General features: G+C 57.3%; 13 protein-coding genes and 1 pseudogene. 11 read left to right on the top strand and 3 right to left on the bottom strand.

Going from position 1 to position 17,838, the window contains the following annotated elements; all coding sequences use genetic code 11:
• Positions 1-11: 11 nt before the first annotated feature.
• A pseudogene (locus DCS96_RS08930) lies at positions 12-191 on the bottom strand (TauD/TfdA family dioxygenase); the annotation flags it as partial.
• Positions 192-285: 94 nt separating this feature from the next.
• Positions 286-1,200, bottom strand: coding sequence for a LysR family transcriptional regulator (locus DCS96_RS08925; protein ID WP_198649968.1), 915 nt, complete (start codon positions 1,198-1,200; stop codon positions 286-288).
• Between the two features lie 97 nt (positions 1,201-1,297).
• Here DCS96_RS08925 and DCS96_RS08920 point away from each other — a divergent pair, with 97 nt between their 5' ends.
• Complete coding sequence (locus tag DCS96_RS08920) at positions 1,298-2,239, top strand: DUF1177 domain-containing protein (protein WP_198649967.1); 942 nt, start codon at positions 1,298-1,300, stop codon at positions 2,237-2,239.
• Positions 2,240-2,679: 440 nt separating this feature from the next.
• Here DCS96_RS08920 and DCS96_RS08915 read toward each other — a convergent pair whose 3' ends face one another.
• Positions 2,680-3,858 (bottom strand): gamma-butyrobetaine dioxygenase, encoded by a 1,179-nt coding sequence (locus DCS96_RS08915; protein WP_116473933.1) that lies wholly within the window; start codon positions 3,856-3,858, stop codon positions 2,680-2,682.
• A 929-nt stretch (positions 3,859-4,787) separates the two neighbouring features.
• Between DCS96_RS08915 and DCS96_RS08910 the strand changes: the two genes are divergently transcribed.
• From DCS96_RS08910 to gbdR, 10 genes are all read left to right on the top strand, one after another.
• Entirely contained in the window at positions 4,788-5,933 is a 1,146-nt protein-coding gene (locus tag DCS96_RS08910; protein WP_198649966.1) for an aromatic ring-hydroxylating oxygenase subunit alpha, read from the top strand.
• A 71-nt stretch (positions 5,934-6,004) separates the two neighbouring features.
• Positions 6,005-6,769, top strand: a complete 765-nt coding sequence (locus DCS96_RS08905) for an SDR family NAD(P)-dependent oxidoreductase (protein WP_116473931.1) — start codon at positions 6,005-6,007, stop codon at positions 6,767-6,769.
• Between the two features lie 12 nt (positions 6,770-6,781).
• A complete protein-coding gene (locus tag DCS96_RS08900; protein ID WP_116473930.1) occupies positions 6,782-7,711 on the top strand; it encodes a BKACE family enzyme in 930 nt (309 codons plus the stop codon).
• Positions 7,712-7,734: 23 nt separating this feature from the next.
• Entirely contained in the window at positions 7,735-9,162 is a 1,428-nt protein-coding gene (locus tag DCS96_RS08895; RefSeq protein ID WP_116473929.1) for a gamma-aminobutyraldehyde dehydrogenase, read from the top strand.
• A gap of 52 nt (positions 9,163-9,214) precedes the next feature.
• Positions 9,215-10,189, top strand: coding sequence for a PDR/VanB family oxidoreductase (locus tag DCS96_RS08890; RefSeq protein WP_116474581.1), 975 nt, complete (start codon positions 9,215-9,217; stop codon positions 10,187-10,189).
• A gap of 11 nt (positions 10,190-10,200) precedes the next feature.
• Complete coding sequence (locus DCS96_RS08885; protein WP_116473928.1) at positions 10,201-10,965, top strand: SDR family NAD(P)-dependent oxidoreductase; 765 nt, start codon at positions 10,201-10,203, stop codon at positions 10,963-10,965.
• Positions 10,966-11,030: 65 nt separating this feature from the next.
• Positions 11,031-12,032, top strand: coding sequence for a 3-hydroxyacyl-CoA dehydrogenase NAD-binding domain-containing protein (locus DCS96_RS08880; RefSeq protein WP_116473927.1), 1,002 nt, complete (start codon positions 11,031-11,033; stop codon positions 12,030-12,032).
• Between the two features lie 154 nt (positions 12,033-12,186).
• The gene (gene betT / locus DCS96_RS08875) at positions 12,187-14,214 is read left to right on the top strand and encodes a choline BCCT transporter BetT (protein ID WP_116473926.1); all 2,028 of its coding nucleotides are present in this window, start codon (positions 12,187-12,189) and stop codon (positions 14,212-14,214) included.
• A 290-nt stretch (positions 14,215-14,504) separates the two neighbouring features.
• Positions 14,505-16,109 (top strand): BCCT family transporter, encoded by a 1,605-nt coding sequence (locus DCS96_RS08870; protein ID WP_232818211.1) that lies wholly within the window; start codon positions 14,505-14,507, stop codon positions 16,107-16,109.
• 494 nt (positions 16,110-16,603) lie between these two features.
• Positions 16,604-17,656, top strand: coding sequence for a choline metabolism transcriptional regulator GbdR (gene gbdR / locus DCS96_RS08865; protein ID WP_116473924.1), 1,053 nt, complete (start codon positions 16,604-16,606; stop codon positions 17,654-17,656).
• Positions 17,657-17,838 lie beyond the last annotated feature (182 nt).

Raw genomic sequence — 17,838 nt, 5'->3', positions numbered from 1 at the left:
CTGTATCCTAACTAGAGGGTGCGTTCCAGCACCCGAATGCGGGACAGCAGCTCATCACGATCCAGATAACAGCCCTGTAGGTGACGCTGCCCCTGCTGCAGGTCAAAGGCCCGGCGGGCATGCAGCACACGGCGGTTGTCGAACACCAGTAGGTCGCCGGGCACCAGCCGGTATTCAAACTGGAAACGAGGTTCGCGGTATGTCTGCTCGTCAGCCGGTCAGGTAAGGGCATCAATCCCAGCAGGGACAAGCTGATCCCGCTCTGATTTGATTAACAACGCCTGTTTAATCCGAGCGCGGCAGCAAGCTGCGATTTTCTCCGACAATTTGCAAAATGACGTTCACCAACTCCTGAGCCGCTTTGGAGAGCGGGCGACTTTTCGCTACTATCAGGCCGATATCCCGATAAAGACGCTCTTTAATTGGGATCAGGCACACATCGTTACGCTCGAACATCAGTTTCATCGATGACGGAACGACGCTGACTCCAATATCACAGGAAACCATACCCAGAATGGTGGACTGATAAATGGCGGTCTGCACCGGTTGCATTGGAGTATGGGTGATGGCAAAGCCCTGCTCCATCAAGCTGCGCATACTGGTGCCGGATTTGATGGCAATAAACGGATTTTTGACAATGTCATGCCAGCTGACTTCACTGCACTTCGCCAGCGGATGGCGCGGTGAACAGACAAAATAGAGATAGTCTTTGTAAATCGGCGTAAAAATAATGTCATCGTTCTGAGGCGGCATGGCACCGATTCCAAAATCGATATCACCATTATTTACCAACTGATAAATAGGCTCATCACTCTCTTCCAGATATTCCAGGGTCACATTTGGATACTGGCGCTGAAATGAAGCCATGGCGGCAGGAATAAGGCTTGCTCCCACCGTCAGCAACGCGGCAAAACTGACTCGTCCAGTTTGCCCTTCCGCCAGGCTATGCATATCCCTGACTGCCTTCTCCAGCCGGGCCAGGATACGCTCTGCCGCGGGCAAAAATGCCTTGCCTGCCTCAGTTAGGAGCACGCGTCGCGTGGTGCGCTCAAACAGCTTGATCCGCAGCATATGCTCCAGTTGGCGAATCTGGTGACTCAATGAAGGTTGTGTCATATGCAGCTGTTCCGCTGCTTCGGTGAAATTGCCCAGCTGAGCGACTCGCAGAAATGATTGCAATTGACGTGCGTTTACATTCATAAACATCTTCTATAAATAGATAGTTTAATTAAATTAATCTTATCAATTATGTGGGTTAGTATCGAAATTATCTAGATGATTGTTAAGGGGATGATTGATGTTAAAGCAAGTAATGGATTTGTATGAATTGCTGGACAGCCCAAGTGCCAGTGGCGATGTGGTCAAAAATTACTTATGTGAACAAGGCGCTAAACCTGATTTGATAGAAATTAATCGCCTCACCTCAGACAATGGCGCCAGCGATTTTATCAAGGTACGTATTCCGGGTACGCGCGGGAAAAGCGTCGGCGGCGATGTGCCGACGCTGGGTATCATCGGACGCCTGGGCGGCATTGGTGCCCGTCCAGAGCTGACAGGATTCGTATCCGATGGTGACGGCGCACTGGCGGCCATGGCAGCCGCTGCCAAGCTGGTCCGCATGGTACATCTGGGCGACAGGCTACCGGGCGATGTCATAATCACAACCCACATTTGTCCTGATGCCCCGACCCGCGAGCATCATCCAGTACCATTTATGGACTCTCCGATCACCATGGAAGATACCTGGCTGCACGAAGTGGATGACGAGATGGACGCCATTCTGTCTATCGACACCACTAAAGGTAACCGCATCATGAACTACCGCGGTGTGGCGATCTCTCCGACCGTTTGCCAGGGTTACATTCTCAAAGTCAGTGAAAGCGTCATTAATGTTATCGAACGCGTTACCGGTCAGAGAGCCAATGTGTTCCCGATCAGCCAACAGGACATTACGCCCTACGGTAACACCCTTTATCACCTCAATAGTATTTTACAGCCAAGTGTGGCCAGTCAGGCACCGGTCATTGGTGTGGCGCTCTCCACCGAAGTACCAGTGGCCGGATGCGCTACCGGAGCCAGCCATGAAGTCGACATTGAGCAGGCTGCGCGCTTTGCGATTGAGGTGGCTAAAGATCTTGGTAACGGTGTGTGCCAGTTTGTCGATAGCGAGGAGTTTGCCGAGATCAAACGACGTTATGGCAGCATGCAGCATTTTCAGACGCAGGGCCAGGATGCATGAGTATTAGCAAACCCACGTTAGGCTGAAAAGACTGCATATGATCACAGCTAGGTTTGCCTCATCGTAGGCAGCAGAACTCTGATGATGTAGGCCCCGATTTTAGGGGATGGTGACAATCTTGGTCGTGAGATCTTGGCGACGGCGGGCCGGCGATGGTGCCGGTATCCCTTGCTTTAGATCGCGACTAAGGTATTCATCTTGGTTAAACCCGGGTTGACTGACACACCCTTGTGTCACAGCTAATCGTTTGGCGATATCGGATTGTGTATTGCTCTCATCGGCCCATTACCTCAGGCTGCGTTTCGAGCGGGCCCGGTAGTTGCTGCAGGAGACGGATCTGAGTGTCTGCGATGTGGGTACCGTCTGCGGTGTTGGCGCTTTTTCGCCATGACGCAAGGAGATCAGGCGCCGCCTGATCTCCGGAGCCACCCGGGAAGCCGCTACAGGGTGCGTTCCAGCACTCGGATACGGGACAGCAACTCGTCGCGATCCACATAACAACCCTGCAGATGCCGCTGGCCCTGCTGCAGGTCAAAGGCCTGGCGGGCATGCAGCACGCGGCGATTGTCAAACACCAGCAGGTCGCCGGGCACCAGTCGGTATTCAAACTGGAAACGGGGCTCCCGGGTCAGGCTGATAAAGGTGCGGTAGGCGCGATAGTGGCGCACCACCTGGCTGGCCGGCACATCCAGCGGCCCGCGCAGGAAGTTGGCAAAACGCACTTCGATGACGGTGCCCTGGCCGTCGAGTACCAGCGCCGGCCCACGAAAGCGGTAATCGCTGTGGCGATCCTTGTTATAAAAATCCATCGGCAGGCTGCTGAGGGCTGCGAAGTCATCGGGGTACTGCTCGCGCATATGTTCGGCAATGCGAAAGCCGTCTACCAGGATTGACTCACCGCCGGTGGCGTCGTTTTCCAGGCAGTGCAGGAACTGCAATCCCGGCTGCAACTCTCGCGTGGGCAAGTCGGTATGCAGCGGCAGACGCAGGTTGGTGTAGGCAGAGGAATTGGCATCGGGCTTGGAGCGCACATCGAACAGGGTGCCGAAGTTGGTTTCCCGGATAAAGGAAATGCGGGCAGCCACCTGCTGCAGGGTGCCGGGCGTGGTATCGGTGTTTTTCAGCAGGGCAATGCCGCGATCACGCTGCTGGCACAGCCAGCTTAGCAGTGTGGCGTCGTCCTGCATGATGTCGGCGCAGTCATAGCAGGGCAGCGTGTTTTCGATGGTCGCCTTGTCCCAGATCTCCGGGCGCCATTGCCGGGTTGCCCTGGCTTGTTCGCTGTAGCAATGGCTGCGCAACCAGCCGGGGTGAAAGCGGCTGACATGGCCATCGTTATCCCACTGGATATGAAGATACTCCTGGTCCAGCTGCGCCTCCAGCGGCCGGATGGACAGCGGCACATCACAGATTTCGAACAGTTGCTCCCGGGTCAGGGTCGAGACGCAGTCCGGGCAGGGGCAATTGTCCCGCAGCCACAGATAATGATATTCGCTCTCGTGGCCATCGTCCCAGACAAGGCGCAGTGACTCGGCGCCGGTCTCGATACGCAGTGGTTTGTGGTTGACCTGATAGTTGCCGTAGCCGGCGATGTCGAAAGTGGCATTGTTGTCAGGCATGTGGGGGGCTCCTACTTCGTTACCGCTGCTCAAGCGGCAGCGCCGGCAACGATAGTAAGGCGAAACCCCGTCACCCTGATATTGCCAACTCGACAGGCTATAGACACCAGGCGACAACCAGGGAGCTAGCACATCCCGTATACCCGAATTCCCGTACTCAGACTCGCCGCAGTTTAAGGTCACCTGTACTCGATAACGGCTTCGAACCTTCACTGAATGTTCGGTCCCTTACCCGTCTTAATACAGGCATCAGGCTGCCATCCGGGGGGAGGGGGCTCCGCACTACTGACTGCCAGGGATAGCGGGAACGCCGGAACGGCAGGAGTACTTACCGGTCCTAGTGTGGAAGGCTTGCTTATCGGTCTCTGTCTCGAAGTAGTGCCGTATTTGAATTCGTTATTGAGCTCAGCCCTGTTGTTTTCGGGGGCGTCCTACTAAGCCATGGCCGGCATTTGCCTTAAATTATTTAACCCATTTGCCCTGCGATTCATCGTTTGAGGACGCAGAATGGGCAGGATACAGTGGCTCCAGTTCAAGAATGTAACCTCTTGGTAACATCTTTCTTATTGAATAATCAGTTACAGGAGTCGATTCGTTCGGCAAGTTAACGACGAAATCTATTATATGTCTGTCAGTGTTTATCAGGCTGATATATCACGAGTGGTAAGAGGACGTGAACATATATTCCTGAAAATGAAAAGGGGCAATTATTTAATGTTTACAACTCACTTCCATAAATGACGGATATTAAATGGCTGATGAAAGTATGGCTAATATCGAGGCAGAGCGCAGGGGCGGATAAACAAGCTCTCCTCGCCAAGGATATTCATATATGGGGCTACGACGAATCTGCGTGTGAGTCCGTCCTCTATAGCATCATTAGAAACAGATAATTAAATGGGAAACGTATATCTACTGACAGGAGAGTGATGATGGGCGTATATATTTCCGATGCAGAAATCCAGGTGGCCAAAGGCAGATATAATGAAACTGATGCAAGTGCGTCTTTCACCCTGAATGCCCAGTGCTATACCGATCAGAAATTTCTGGATCTGGAACGTGAAACGATTTTCCATCGTACCTGGCAATGGGTTTGTCATATGGAGAAGGTGCGCGAACCAGGCGCCTACTATGTGGCGGATGTGCAAGGCCGTAGTATTGCCGTGGTACGTGATCGCAGCGGTGAATTGCGCGCCTTCTACAATGTGTGCAAGCACCGGGCGCACCACCTGCTCGAGGGGGAAGGCAAGACCCGGGTCATGACCTGCCCTTACCATGCCTGGAGCTACAACCTGGACGGTAACCTGCGCAATGCTCCCCATACCGACGCGTTGATCGATTTCAACAAGGGGGATATCTGCCTGGATCAGGTGAAAGTTGAGGAATTCTGCGGCTTTATCTACGTGAATCTGGACCCCGAGGCCAGGTCGCTGGCCGAGCAGACCGGTAACCTTGCCAATGAAATCAATGCGTTTGCGTCTGATATTAAGGATCTGACCCTGGCCCGCCGGCTGACTTTCGATATCAAGTCGAACTGGAAGAATGTGGTCGACAATTTCCTGGAGTGCTATCACTGCCCGACGGCGCACAAGGATTTCTGCACCCTGCTGCAGTTTGATACCTACCAGGTCACCACCCATGGCATCTATTCCAGCCATATGGCCAAGGGCTCCAAGGGGGAGAACAGCGCCTACAGCGTCGAGGGCGGTAGCTGCGACGACCATGCGGTCTGGTGGCTGTGGCCCAATACCTGCCTGATGCGCTACCCGGGGCGCAATAACTTCCTGGTGCTCAATATTATTCCCGTGGGGCCGGACCACACCATAGAAACCTACGACTTCTATTTCGAAACGGCGGAGCCGACCGAACAGGAAGAAGAAGCGATCAACTACATTCGCGATGTCCTGCAGCAGGAGGATATCGATTTGGTCGAAAGCGTACAACGGGGCATGAGCACGCCAGCCTTCGAAAGCGGACGTATTGTCAATGATCCCGCCGGCTCCGGGTTGAGCGAGCATGCGCTGCATCATTTCCATGGCCTGCTGCTCGATGCCTATAAACAGGCCGTCAGGTAACGTCAATTAATGGTTTTCCTGGAGGGGATCTCCTCCAGGTTTATTCTGAATTTCCAAAGATGAGGTGATATATGGCTCAGGGACAGCTGCGCGGCAAGATTGCGTTGGTAACAGGTGGGCGCGGTGGTATTGGTCGCGGGATCTGTGAACGCTTTGCCAATGAAGGGGCGACAGTGATTGCCGCGGATATTGCACAGGGAGAAGGGGGATTGCCGGACTCCGTTTATTTTGAACGGCTGGATGTGACCAATGAAGACAATGTTCATGCCCTGATGGAAAAGGTGGGAGAGAAATACGGCCAGCTGGATGTATTGGTTAATGCCGCGGCCATTGAAATCGAAAAAACCATTGAAGAAACCTCACTCGACGACTGGAACCGTATTTTTTCCATTAACGTGACCGGCATGTTCCTTGTCTGCAAATATGCAGTGCCGCTGATGCGCCAGGCCGGTGGTGGCTCCATTATCAATTTTGGCTCCTATGACGGCTTTATTGCCGACCCGAGTCTGGCCGCCTATTGCGCCACCAAGGGCGCGGTGCATGCCCTGACCAAGGCCATGGCTTGCGATTACGGCCCCGAGAATATACGGGTCAACGCGGTCTGTCCGGGCTTTATCGATACTCCCATGCTGCAAAGCTTCTTCGGCAGTGCCGGCGATATCGACAGCCTCAAGGAAGAGGTGCGCCGTATTCACCCCATGCGCCGTTACGGCACGCCGGCCGACATTGCCAGCCTGGTCAACTGGCTGGCGGGTGACGAGTCCGTCTATGCCAGTGGCCAGCTGTGGGTTCTGGACGGCGGCCTGACCGCGCAAGTTCAACAAATGCGTCTGTAAGGGAGAAGAGCCATGTCCAAGAGCGTCATTATTACCTGTGCGGTCACCGGTGGCATCCATACCCCGACCATGTCCAAACATTTGCCGATCACGCCCGATCAGATCGCGGCCGAGTCCATTGCGGCGGCTGAGGCAGGGGCATCCATCATCCATCTGCATGCCCGTGACCCGGAAACCGGTCGGCCAACACCGGATCCTAAGGTGTTCATGCAGTTTCTGCCGGTGATCAAGCATCACTGCGATGCGGTCATCAATGTCTCTACCGGGGGCGGCCTGGGCATGACCCTGGAGCATCGGCTGGAAGCGGCGCTGGTCACCCGCCCCGAGATGGCGTCGCTGAATGCGGGATCGATCAACTTCGGTATTTTCCCGCTGCTGCAGAAACACAAGGAGTGGCAGCATGACTGGGAACCCGAGTTCCTCGACATGACCCGTGACTTCGTGTTCAAGAACACCTTCAAGGATATCGAGTACACCCTGCGTGAGTTGGGCGAGACCCACGGCACCCGCTTCGAGTTCGAATGTTACGACCTGGGCCACCTGTATAACCTGGCCTACTTCGTTGACAAGGGGCTGATCAAGCCGCCGTTCTTCATCCAGATGATCTACGGCATCCTGGGTGGTGTGGGGGCGGATCCCGACAACATGACCCATATGCACAGCATCGCCAAGAAGCTGTTTGGCGATAGCTTCGAGTGGTCGGTGCTGGCGGCCGGTCGCAACCAGATGCCGTTCGCCACCCAGTCCGCCATCATGGGCGGCAACGTGCGGGTCGGCCTGGAAGACAACCTGTATATCGGTGCTGGTCAGCTGGCGGCCTCCAATGCCGACCAGGTCAAAAAGATCCGCCGTATCGTCGAAGAGCTGGGCTTGAAGGTGGCCACACCGGACGAGGCGCGTGAGCGGCTGGGTCTCAAGGGCAAAGACCTGGTCGGTTTTTGATGAGCGCTAACGGGAGTCGGAACATGCAGATAAAAAATTTGATCAATGGCGAACTGGTGGCCGGCGAAGGCGAGATGGTGCGGGTGCTTAACCCGGCGACGGAAGAGGTGATTGTCGACATTGCCGAGGCCACCCCGGAACAGGTGGCGGCCGCAGTGGCGGCGGCGAAGGCGGCCTTTCCTGCCTGGTCGCGAACCACCCCCGCGGAGCGTGCCGCGCACCTGCTGGCCCTGGCCGATGCGCTGGAGACGCGGCAGGATGAGTTTGCGATGCTGGAGTCGCTCAACAACGGCAAGCCGCTGGCGTCGGTGAAGACGGACGAGATGCCGCTGATCATCGATGTGTTCCGCTTTATGGCCGGCGCCGCCCGCAGCATGAGCGGCTCGACCGCCGGCGAGTATGTGCAGGGCTTCACCTCGATGATCCGCCGCGACCCCGTGGGGGTGGTGGGCTCCATCGCCCCCTGGAACTACCCGCTGATGATGACGGCCTGGAAGCTGGCCCCGGCGCTGGCCGCGGGCTGTCCGCTGGTCCTCAAGCCGTCACAGATGACGCCGCTGACCACCCTGCGCCTGGCCGAACTGGCCGCGGAGATCTTCCCCAAGGGTGTGGTCAATGTGGTTGCCGGCCGGGGCTCGACCACAGGTAATGCGCTGATCAACAGCCCGGATCTGGAGCTGGTATCGCTGACCGGCGGGCCCGAGACGGCCAGCCGGATCCTGGAAGCCTCCGCGCGCAATATCATGCATACCCATATGGAGCTTGGCGGCAAGGCGCCGGTACTGGTATTCAATGATGCCGATGTGCCGGCGGCTGTCGAGGCGCTGCGGGGGGCTGCCTTCTTCAATGCCGGGCAGGATTGCACCCAGCCCTGTCGCTTCTATGTTGAAGATCGCATTTACGACAACTTCGTGGCGGAGATGGCGCAGGCGATTTCGTCCATCAGGGTGGGTCAACCGAATGACAACAGCACGGAAATGGGGCCGGTGATCTCGGGCAGGCACCTGGACCATGTGGCGGGCTTTGTTGAGCGGGCGCGGGACCTGGCCCACACCGAGGTGGTGACCGGCGGGTACCGGTTGCCGGGCAGTGGTTTCTACTATGCCCCGACCTTGATCGCCAATGCCCGCCAGCAGGATGAAATCGTGCAGAAGGAGGTCTTCGGGCCGGTGATCTCCATCACCCCGTTCAGCGGCGTGGAGCAGGGCATTACGCTTGCCAACGACAGCGAGTTCGGTCTGGCGTCGTCCATCTGGACCCAGAATACGGGCAAGGCGATGAAGGTGGCTGCCGCGCTGCGCTGCGGCATTACCTGGGTCAATACCCATGGGGTGGCGACCTCGGAAATGCCCCATGGCGGCATGAAGGCCTCAGGCTATGGCAGCGACATGTCGGTGTATGCACTGGAGGGTTATACCTCGGTGCGTCACGTCCAGATTGCCCATCTGTAACAGCAGCCTGGCCCGGCAGCCGCCGGGCCTGAATCAAGGAGAGGTGACGCCCATGCGCAACCCCATTACACCGCTGGACAAACAGCCGCTGATCGTGCGTGCCGTGAAGGACGAAGCCCGGAATATACGCAGCGTCGAACTGGCGCTGGAAAGTGGCGAAGCCCTGCCGCCATTCGAGGCGGGGGCGCACCTGGCCATGCATCTGGACAACGGCCTGACCCGGCAATATTCGCTCTATGACCGGCCCGGAGTCCGTCACAGCTATCGCGTTGCCGTGCTCAAGGATCCCGCCAGCCGCGGTGGCTCCCGTTTTATGCACGAGCTCAAGGTGGGTGACCGGCTCAGTGTCAGTGGCCCCGTCAATCATTTTCCGCTGGCCACGGAGGCTTCGTCGTCGTTGCTGATTGCCGGTGGTATCGGGGTGACCCCCATATTGTCGATGGCGCTTGCACTGCACCACGTTGGCAGCTCCTTTCAGATGCACTACTGCGCCCGCCACGCGGAGGATGCGGCCTTTGTCGGCTGGTTGAAAAACGAGGCGCCCTTCAGCTACCGGGTGCAGCTGCATTTTGACGGCGGTGATCCCTCCAAGGGACTGGATTTGCGCGCATTGCTGGCCGAGGTGGTGCCGGGGCGGCACCTGTATTGCTGTGGTCCGGGCGGGTTGATGGATGCCGTTGAGGCGGCATCGGCCCACTGGCCGGCCGGGACCGTGCATTTCGAGCGCTTCAAGGCATCCCCTGTGGTTACGGGCGAGAACCGGCCGTTCCGTATCTATCTGTGCCGTTCGAAGATGGAGCTGGAGGTACCGGCCGAGAAAACGGCACTCAAGGTGCTGAAGGAAAACGGGTTCGATATCGACACCATCTGTGAAGAGGGGGTCTGCGGCTCCTGCCTGACTGATGTGCTAGAGGGGGAACCCGAGCATCGGGATCAGATCCTCACCGAAGATGAAAAAAGCATGAATGACGTGATGGCGGTGTGCTGTTCGCGCGCCAAGTCTGATCGTCTGGTACTCGATCTTTAATGGAGATAGCCATGTCTGCCCTGAAAGGAAAAGTTGCAATTGTTACCGGCGGAGGCCGGGGTATCGGTCGTGCCGTGGTGGATCGTTATCTCGCCAACGGTGCCCGGGTGCTGAGCTGCGGCAGGGGGGAACGGCCGGCGGATCTGCCTGAGTCAGTGAGCTGGGTGCAGGCGGATTTGACGCGGCTGGAGGATGTCAGGCGGGTGCGCAGCGTCGCCCTCGAGACCTTCGGCCAGGTGGACATCCTGGTCAACAACGCCGGAGTACAGGTAGAAAAGACCGTGACCGAAACCACAGATGACGACTGGGAACTGGTGATGGGAGTGAACGCCAAGGCGGTATTCCTGTGCTGTCGCGAGCTTATTCCGGATCTGGGTCACCAGGGGGCGGGGGTCATTATCAACTTGGGCTCCATCAGCGCCAAGGTATCGGATCCCAGCATGGCAATTTACAACGCCTCCAAGGCCTTTGTGCATGGCTTGACCCGCTCGATAGCGGTGGACCACGGCAAGGATGGCGTGCGCTGCAATGCCATTTGCCCGGGCTGGATCATGACCGAGATGGCCGAGGCGGGCTTTGAGCTGGCGGCCGATCCCGAGGCCGCCAAGCGTGATGCGCTGGCCCGCCATGCGGTGGGACGTTTCGGCAAGCCGGAAGATGTCGCCGGGCTGGCGCTCTGGCTAGCGTCCGACGATGCGGCCTATGCCAGTGGGCAGATGTTTGTGATGGATGGCGGACTGACGGCAGCATCGCCGCTACAGCCCGGCCTGTTTTAAGTCGCCCGGTCGTGTCTACTGACTAAATATTGACGTGTGAATGACCGTTTTAAGAGAGGTAGCAAATGAACAAGCAGGTTGATTTTCCTCGGGATATGAAGGTCGCGGCCATTCTGGGCGCCGGCACCATAGGCGCCAGCTGGACCGCCCTGTTTCTGGCGGCGGGGCTGGAAGTCGATGTTTATGATCCTTCCGAGAACGCCGAGGCCTTCGTGCGTGATTACGTGGAGCACGCCTGGCCGAGCCTGAAGCGGCTGGGCCTCACGGTCAATGGCGCCATGGAACGGGTACGCTTCTTCCGTACGCCGGAAGAGGCGGTGGTCAGGGCCCAGTTTGTGCAGGAAAGCGTGCCCGAGCGCATCGAGATCAAACACGAGCTGTATGCCCGCATCGAACCGCACCTGCGCCCCGATGCCATTGTCGCCTCCAGTGCGTCCGGCCTGCTGGTAAAAGAAATGCAGTCCGGCTGGATAAACCCCGGCCGCTTTATCCTGGGCCATCCCTTCAACCCGCCTCATCTGATCCCGCTGGTGGAGTTGCTGGGCAACGACAAGACCGACAGTGACGTGCTGGAGCTGGCCGAGCAGTTCTATGCGGCCTGCGGCAAGGTGACGATCCGCGTCAACAAGGAAGTGCCCGGGCATGTGGCCAATCGGCTGCAGGCGGCCCTGTGGCGTGAGGCAATTCACCTGGTGGTGGAAGGGGTCGCCAGTGTCGAGGATGTGGACAAGGCGGTCTATGCCGGGCCCGGGCTGCGCTGGTCGGTCATGGGGCCACACATGCTGTTCAACCTGGGCAGTGGCGGCCACGGGCTGGGCGTGTTCTGCGAGCGCTTCGGGCCTTCCTTCCACCGTTGGTGGGACGATCTGGGCGATCCGCGACTGACTCCCGAGGTGATCGAGCAACTGCTGGCCGGGGTGCAGGCGGAGGAAAACGGCCGAAGCTTTGACGCGCTGGCCGCCGAGCGTGACAGCAAGATAGTGGAGGCCAGCCGGGCCATACGGCAGGCGATGTTGGTGGGCGGCCATGAGCATGCTCGCAAGGCTCGGTTGGTGACCGCCCGCTGAGGCTGACGAGCCGGTTGTTTATCGCCGGCCTGCTGATTTCATCATCGTAAACAGGAATACAGAACCTATAACCCCTTCATCAGTAGAGGGGGCAGCTACCGATAACACAAGCTGCAAACAACAGGCGTCACATCATCTACAAGGACGGATTCTAATGAAAGATGACAAACCCCAGAAAGTGGGTGGGCTCGTTATTAATTCGACGATATTCTACGGCTCACTGTTCGGCATTGCCTTTTTTCTTTTGTACACCATGTTAAATACCGACCAGGCGGCGTCGGCGTTCAGCGCCGGACTGGCCTGGGTCAATCAGACCTTCGGCTGGTATTACATGCTCGCCACCGTCGCCTACCTGGTCTTTATCCTGTACATCAGCCTGTCACGCTTCGGCAAGGTGCGTCTGGGGAGCGATGCCTCCAGGCCCGAGTTTTCACTGATCTCCTGGGCCGCCATGCTGTTTGCCGCCGGCATTGGTATTGACGTGCTGTTTTTCAGCGTTGCCGAACCCCTGTCTCATTATCTGTTGCCTCCTGAGTTGGACCCTGAAAGCCGGCAAGCAATGCGCCATGCCGTGCCCCAGACCTTCTTCCACTGGGGGCTGACCGGCTGGGCCATGTATGCCCTGATGGGGGCGGCTCTGGCCTATTTCAGCTATCGCCACAAGCTGCCGCTGGCTATCCGCAGTACGCTGTTTCCGCTGCTCGGCAAGCGTATCAATGGGCCCATCGGGTACCTGGTGGATATTGCCGCCGTGATCGGCACCGTCTTCGGTATTGCCACCAGCCTCGGGATCGGTGTCATGCAGCTGAACTATGGCCTGGGCATTATGTTCGGCTTGCCCGAGAACCTGACGAACCAGGTACTGTTGATTATCGCTGTGGTCATTATCGCGGCCTTTTCTGCCATGAGTGGCGTGGACAAGGGGATTCGCCGCCTGTCCGAGGTCAACATGCTGCTGGCAAGCGGATTGCTGCTGTTCGTGCTTTATCAGGGCAATACCCTGGGGCTGTTGGATACGTTGGTACTGAATATCGGTGATTATATAACGGGATTTGTGGCCCTGAGCTTCAATACCTATGCGCTTTCCGGGGAGGATACACAACAATGGAAAGGCTGGTGGACGGTGTTTTTCTGGTCCTGGTGGATCGCCTGGACGCCCTTCATCGGCATGTTCCTGGCGCGCATCTCCAGGGGGCGAACCCTTCGTGAGTTTACCATCGGAGCCCTGCTGATCCCGCTGGGCTTCATGATGGCGTGGATGTCGATTTTCGGCAATTCGGGCATAGAGCTGGTCGCCAACCAGGGCCTGAAGGCGCTGGGCGAGCAGGCATTGAACAGCCCGCAGAGCACCATTTATACCTTGTTGGAGCAATACCCCTATGTGGGGCTGACCACCGCCGTTGTACTGGTGCTGGCGGTCCTCTTCTTTGTAACCTCAGCCGACTCCGGCGCCCTGGTGTTGGCCAATTTCACCACCGAGCTGGCGGAGGCCGATCAGGATGCGCCCGTGCCTCTGCGGGCATTCTGGGCGGCCGTCATCGGTGCTATTACCATTGTCTTACTGCTGTCCGGTGGCCTGAATGCCCTGCAAAGTGTGGTGGTGATGGCGGCGCTGCCGTTTTCCCTGGTGCTGTTTGCCAGTATGGCAGGCTTGTACAAGGCGTTGCTACAGGAGGTGGATGGGTTTGTGATTGCGCGGCCACAGGCCAGGGCATCTGGACTTGGCTGGCGCGACCGGTTGCGCCATGCCCTTCACGGAGCGGGTCAAACGGATGCTGCCGGCTTGTTAATGACCACGGTAAAACCGGCGGTGGAGCTGTTTGCCCAGGAGCTGAGGGAGCTTGGCAAAGCGGTGGCAGTTGAAGCGCAGCAAGGGGAGGGTGTAAGGCCAGGCTTGACGCTGAGGATCGAGTCGGGCGAGGGGAGTAGTTTTCTCTATGACATCAGGCCAAGGCCATTGAATTTGTCCCACGATCCCTTGTCGAGCACCCGCTCCGATAGTGTGGCGCTCCAGGTTTTCCTGGCCGATGGGGAGGAGGGCAGCTGCCTGGCCGGCTATCTGTTTGAGGATGTGTTGCATGATCTGGTATCCGAGTATGAGCACTTTATCCAGATCCGGGCGCTGACCGGAGCCGATGGCCATCCGGAGCGAGAGCCTGCGTCAGCGGGGGTATTTGCCTGACCAAATATGACCCTGTGGGGGATGTACGCTGTCCCCCCGGATAAGATCACTGTCTTTCATGTCGTATATAGGAAAGTCGGCAAAGTGCAGGACGCCCAGGCATAACTCGGTGTCGTATCAGGGAAACTCCGCCAGGGGCTTAGCTGTTGTGATATAGGCCAGTTTTTGCTCATAACGACGCTTGGCCGCCGTTATTGGCAAATTCTGCCCCGGCAAGCGACAGGCCCTCAGGATGTTTGGCCTCCGCTTGCCGTTAAAGCTTTTACATAATCCGACGGAGATCTTGTCCTATGTTAGGCAAAGATGGACTTTTGAAAGGAATGAGCCCGGCGGCGACGATCAGTTCCATGATGATCGTTACCCTGTTTGTGGTGGGAGGGGCGTTCTTCCCCGAAGCGGCTGCCAAGCTGTTTGAAAGCATATCGGGAGATATTCTTAACAATTTTAAATGGTATTACATTGCCATTCTGACCTTGATGCTGGTGTTCTGTGTGGTGCTGGCTTTCAGTCGTTTTGGCGCTTTACGCCTGGGAGACGACGACTCCCGCCCGGAATACAGCCTGTTTTCCTGGTTTGCCATGCTGTTCAGCGCCGGCATGGGCATCGGCCTGGTGTTCTGGGCTATTGCCGAACCCATCTATCATTTTCAGAGTAATCCCTTTATCGCCGAAGGCATGACGCCGGAAGCGGCAGAAGTGGCCATGCGGTTGACCTTCTTCCACTGGGGTCTGCATCCCTGGGCCATCTATGTGGTAGTGGGGCTGTCCCTGGCCTATTTTTCCTATCGCAAAGGATTGCCGCTGACCATTCGCTCCGCCCTCTATCCGCTGGTCGGCAAACGCATCTATGGCTGGATGGGGCACACGGTGGATACCTTGGCGGTGTTCGGCACCATCTTCGGGGTTGCGACATCTCTTGGTTTCGGGGTTTCCCAGATCAATACCGGCCTGAATCACCTGTTCGGCATGGAGGTAGGCACCACCAGCCAGTTGATCCTGATCGCTGTGATCTCGCTGATTGCCACCCTGTCGGTGCTGTCCGGCTTGGGCCGGGGTGTGAAATGGTTGTCGGTTGCCAACATGTGGTTGAGCGCCGCCATCCTGCTGTTTCTGCTGTGCTACGGCCCCACCCGTTATTTGTTGCTGAGCTATGTACAGGGCATCGGTGACTATCTGGCCCATGTAGTGGGTCTGAGCACCTGGACCGATGCCACTAAAGACAGCCAATGGCAGTCCTGGTGGACCGTGTTCTACTGGGCCTGGTGGATGTCCTGGTCGCCCTTCGTGGGCATGTTTATCGCCCGCATCTCCAAAGGCCGCACCATTCGCGAGTTTATTTGCGGCGTGCTGCTGGTGCCGACCCTGCTGGGTATGCTGTGGCTGACGTTGTTCGGGGGCACAGCCCTGTATCTTGAGCTGACCCACACGGTCACCAATGCTGCCGGAGAAGCGGTGGCGGCCGTAGGCCAGGCCGGCATCGTCACGGCGGTGGCTGAAGATGTCACCTCATCCCTGTATGCGACCCTTTCCTTGCTGGATAGCGGCATGATGGGTAACCTGGCATCGATGCTGGCGACCCTGCTGGTGGCGCTTTATTTCATTACCTCGGCCGACTCCGGCACCCTGGTGGTGACCACCATATTGTCGATGGGTAATGAGCATCCGCCGCGCAGCCAGCGGGTGCTGTGGAGCATGGCGGTGGCAGCGGTGGCGGCCATCCTGATGCTGGCCGGTGGCCTCAAGGCACTGCAGACCGCGGCCATTATCGCCGCCTTCCCCTTCTCGTTCGTTATCCTGGTGATGATGTGGGGCCTGTACCGGGCCCTGCACCAGGAAGTCCCCGTCGGGACGCCGGTGACCGTCGAACAGTCGGCCAACGTGCCCCCGGCATCTTAAGCTGTTGAGCTGGCGACCCGAGGGGTCGCCAGTTTGCCTCAAACGAGCGCATCTCTGGCTTAAAAGGCACTGCAATGGAGCACCTGGCATACGGCTGGTTTTGTAACAATGTTTGAGCCCCCCAATAAAATAACTTTAATTCCTTGATATGGCCGGAATTTGTCCGTTTAGAGTTATTTTATTGGAAGTTTTTATGAACTTTTAAAAAATGGCACGCTAGATGCCTACATTATGTTTATAAAGGATTTTTTTGATTATTATCGATAAGTAGAAGGATTTTATGGAATAAAAATAGCAGTTTTCAGTATAAATATATTAGTTGTGAGCTATGACTCAATAAAAAAACAATGTGGTCCTTTCACAGGGGATGCTTTTGTTATAGATTTATTAGTGTTTTGTTGGCTGTGTTTCCCTGACTGGGTAGGCATAGCAGGTTGTGACGCTGTGTCGGCTCCGGATGGCTATTTTAAGCTTGGGGCCCTGGAGTAATAGTGATGAGTCAGACTAACCGAGTCGGTTTTTTATTGGTGGACAACTTCACCATGATTTCCCTGGCTTCCGCCATCGAACCTCTGCGCATGGCCAACCAGCTGTCGGGCCAGCCCCTCTATGAGTGGGTCATGCTCACCGAAACCGGTGAGCCGGTCCGGGCCAGCGACAACCTCCTGGTGACCCCGGATCACAGTATCCAGGATTGTGGCCATCTGGATATGATGATCCTCTGTGGTGGCGTGGGAATATCCAATGCACGCAGCCGTAATATGCGTGCCTGGCTGCAGCAGCAGGCCAAGCGGCGGGTCAAGATAGGCGCCGTCTGTACCGGTAGCTACCTGCTGGCCGATGCCGGTGTGCTCACCGGTTACCGCTGTACCCTTCACTGGGAGTATATGGCCGCCTTCAAGGAAGCCTATCCCCATCTTGAAACCAGCAATGCCCTCTATTGCATCGACCGTGACCGCCTGACCAGCAGCGGTGGTACGGTACCGATGGACATGATGCTGCACCTAATCGAAAAGGAACATTCCAGCGCACTGAGTACCGCCATCTGTGACATGTTCCTGTGCGAGCGTATCCGCGAGGGACAGGAAGAGCAGCGGGTACCGCTGCGTCATACGGTGGGCACGGCCCAGCCCAAGCTGGCCGAGGTGGTGGCCTTGATGGAAGCCAACCTGGAAGAACCGATCACCCTGGACGAGCTGGCCTATTATGTGGGCCTGTCCCGGCGGCAGGTTGAGCGGCTGTTCCAGCGTCATGTGAAATGTTCACCGTCCCGCTATTATCTCAACCTGCGGCTGAAGCGTGCCCGCCAGCTGCTGCGGCAGACGTCGTTTTCCATTATTGAAATCGCTACCGCCTGCGGTTTTGTGTCTACCCCCCATTTCAGCAAGTGCTACCGGGAGAATTTCGGGGTGCCCCCGCGGGACGACCGCTGCGGCCGAGCCAGCACCAAGGCGACGGCCGACGCCCCGGTACTGCCGGAGCTGGTGATGAATATTCAGCTAGAAACGGCGAGAGGGGAGCCCACCTTCGCCTCGGTGATACTGTAAACACCCGGTAAACAGGCCGTTAAACCCGGTTTATAACAAGCCCCGCGATGCGGGGCTTTTTAGTTTCTGGCGGATGTCGCTTAAAGTGACGTTTTTGGCTATGCACTCGTCGTTTTCAGCCAGCGAACGAAGATGACTGCGGGCTAGACTGCCCTTGAATCCGGTGGACCATGTGCCACCTG

Origin of the sequence: Zobellella maritima (assembly GCF_003075035.1) — a bacterium.
Lineage (GTDB): Bacteria > Pseudomonadota > Gammaproteobacteria > Enterobacterales > Aeromonadaceae > Oceanimonas > Oceanimonas maritima.
This window is presented reverse-complemented; position numbering and strand designations above follow the sequence as displayed.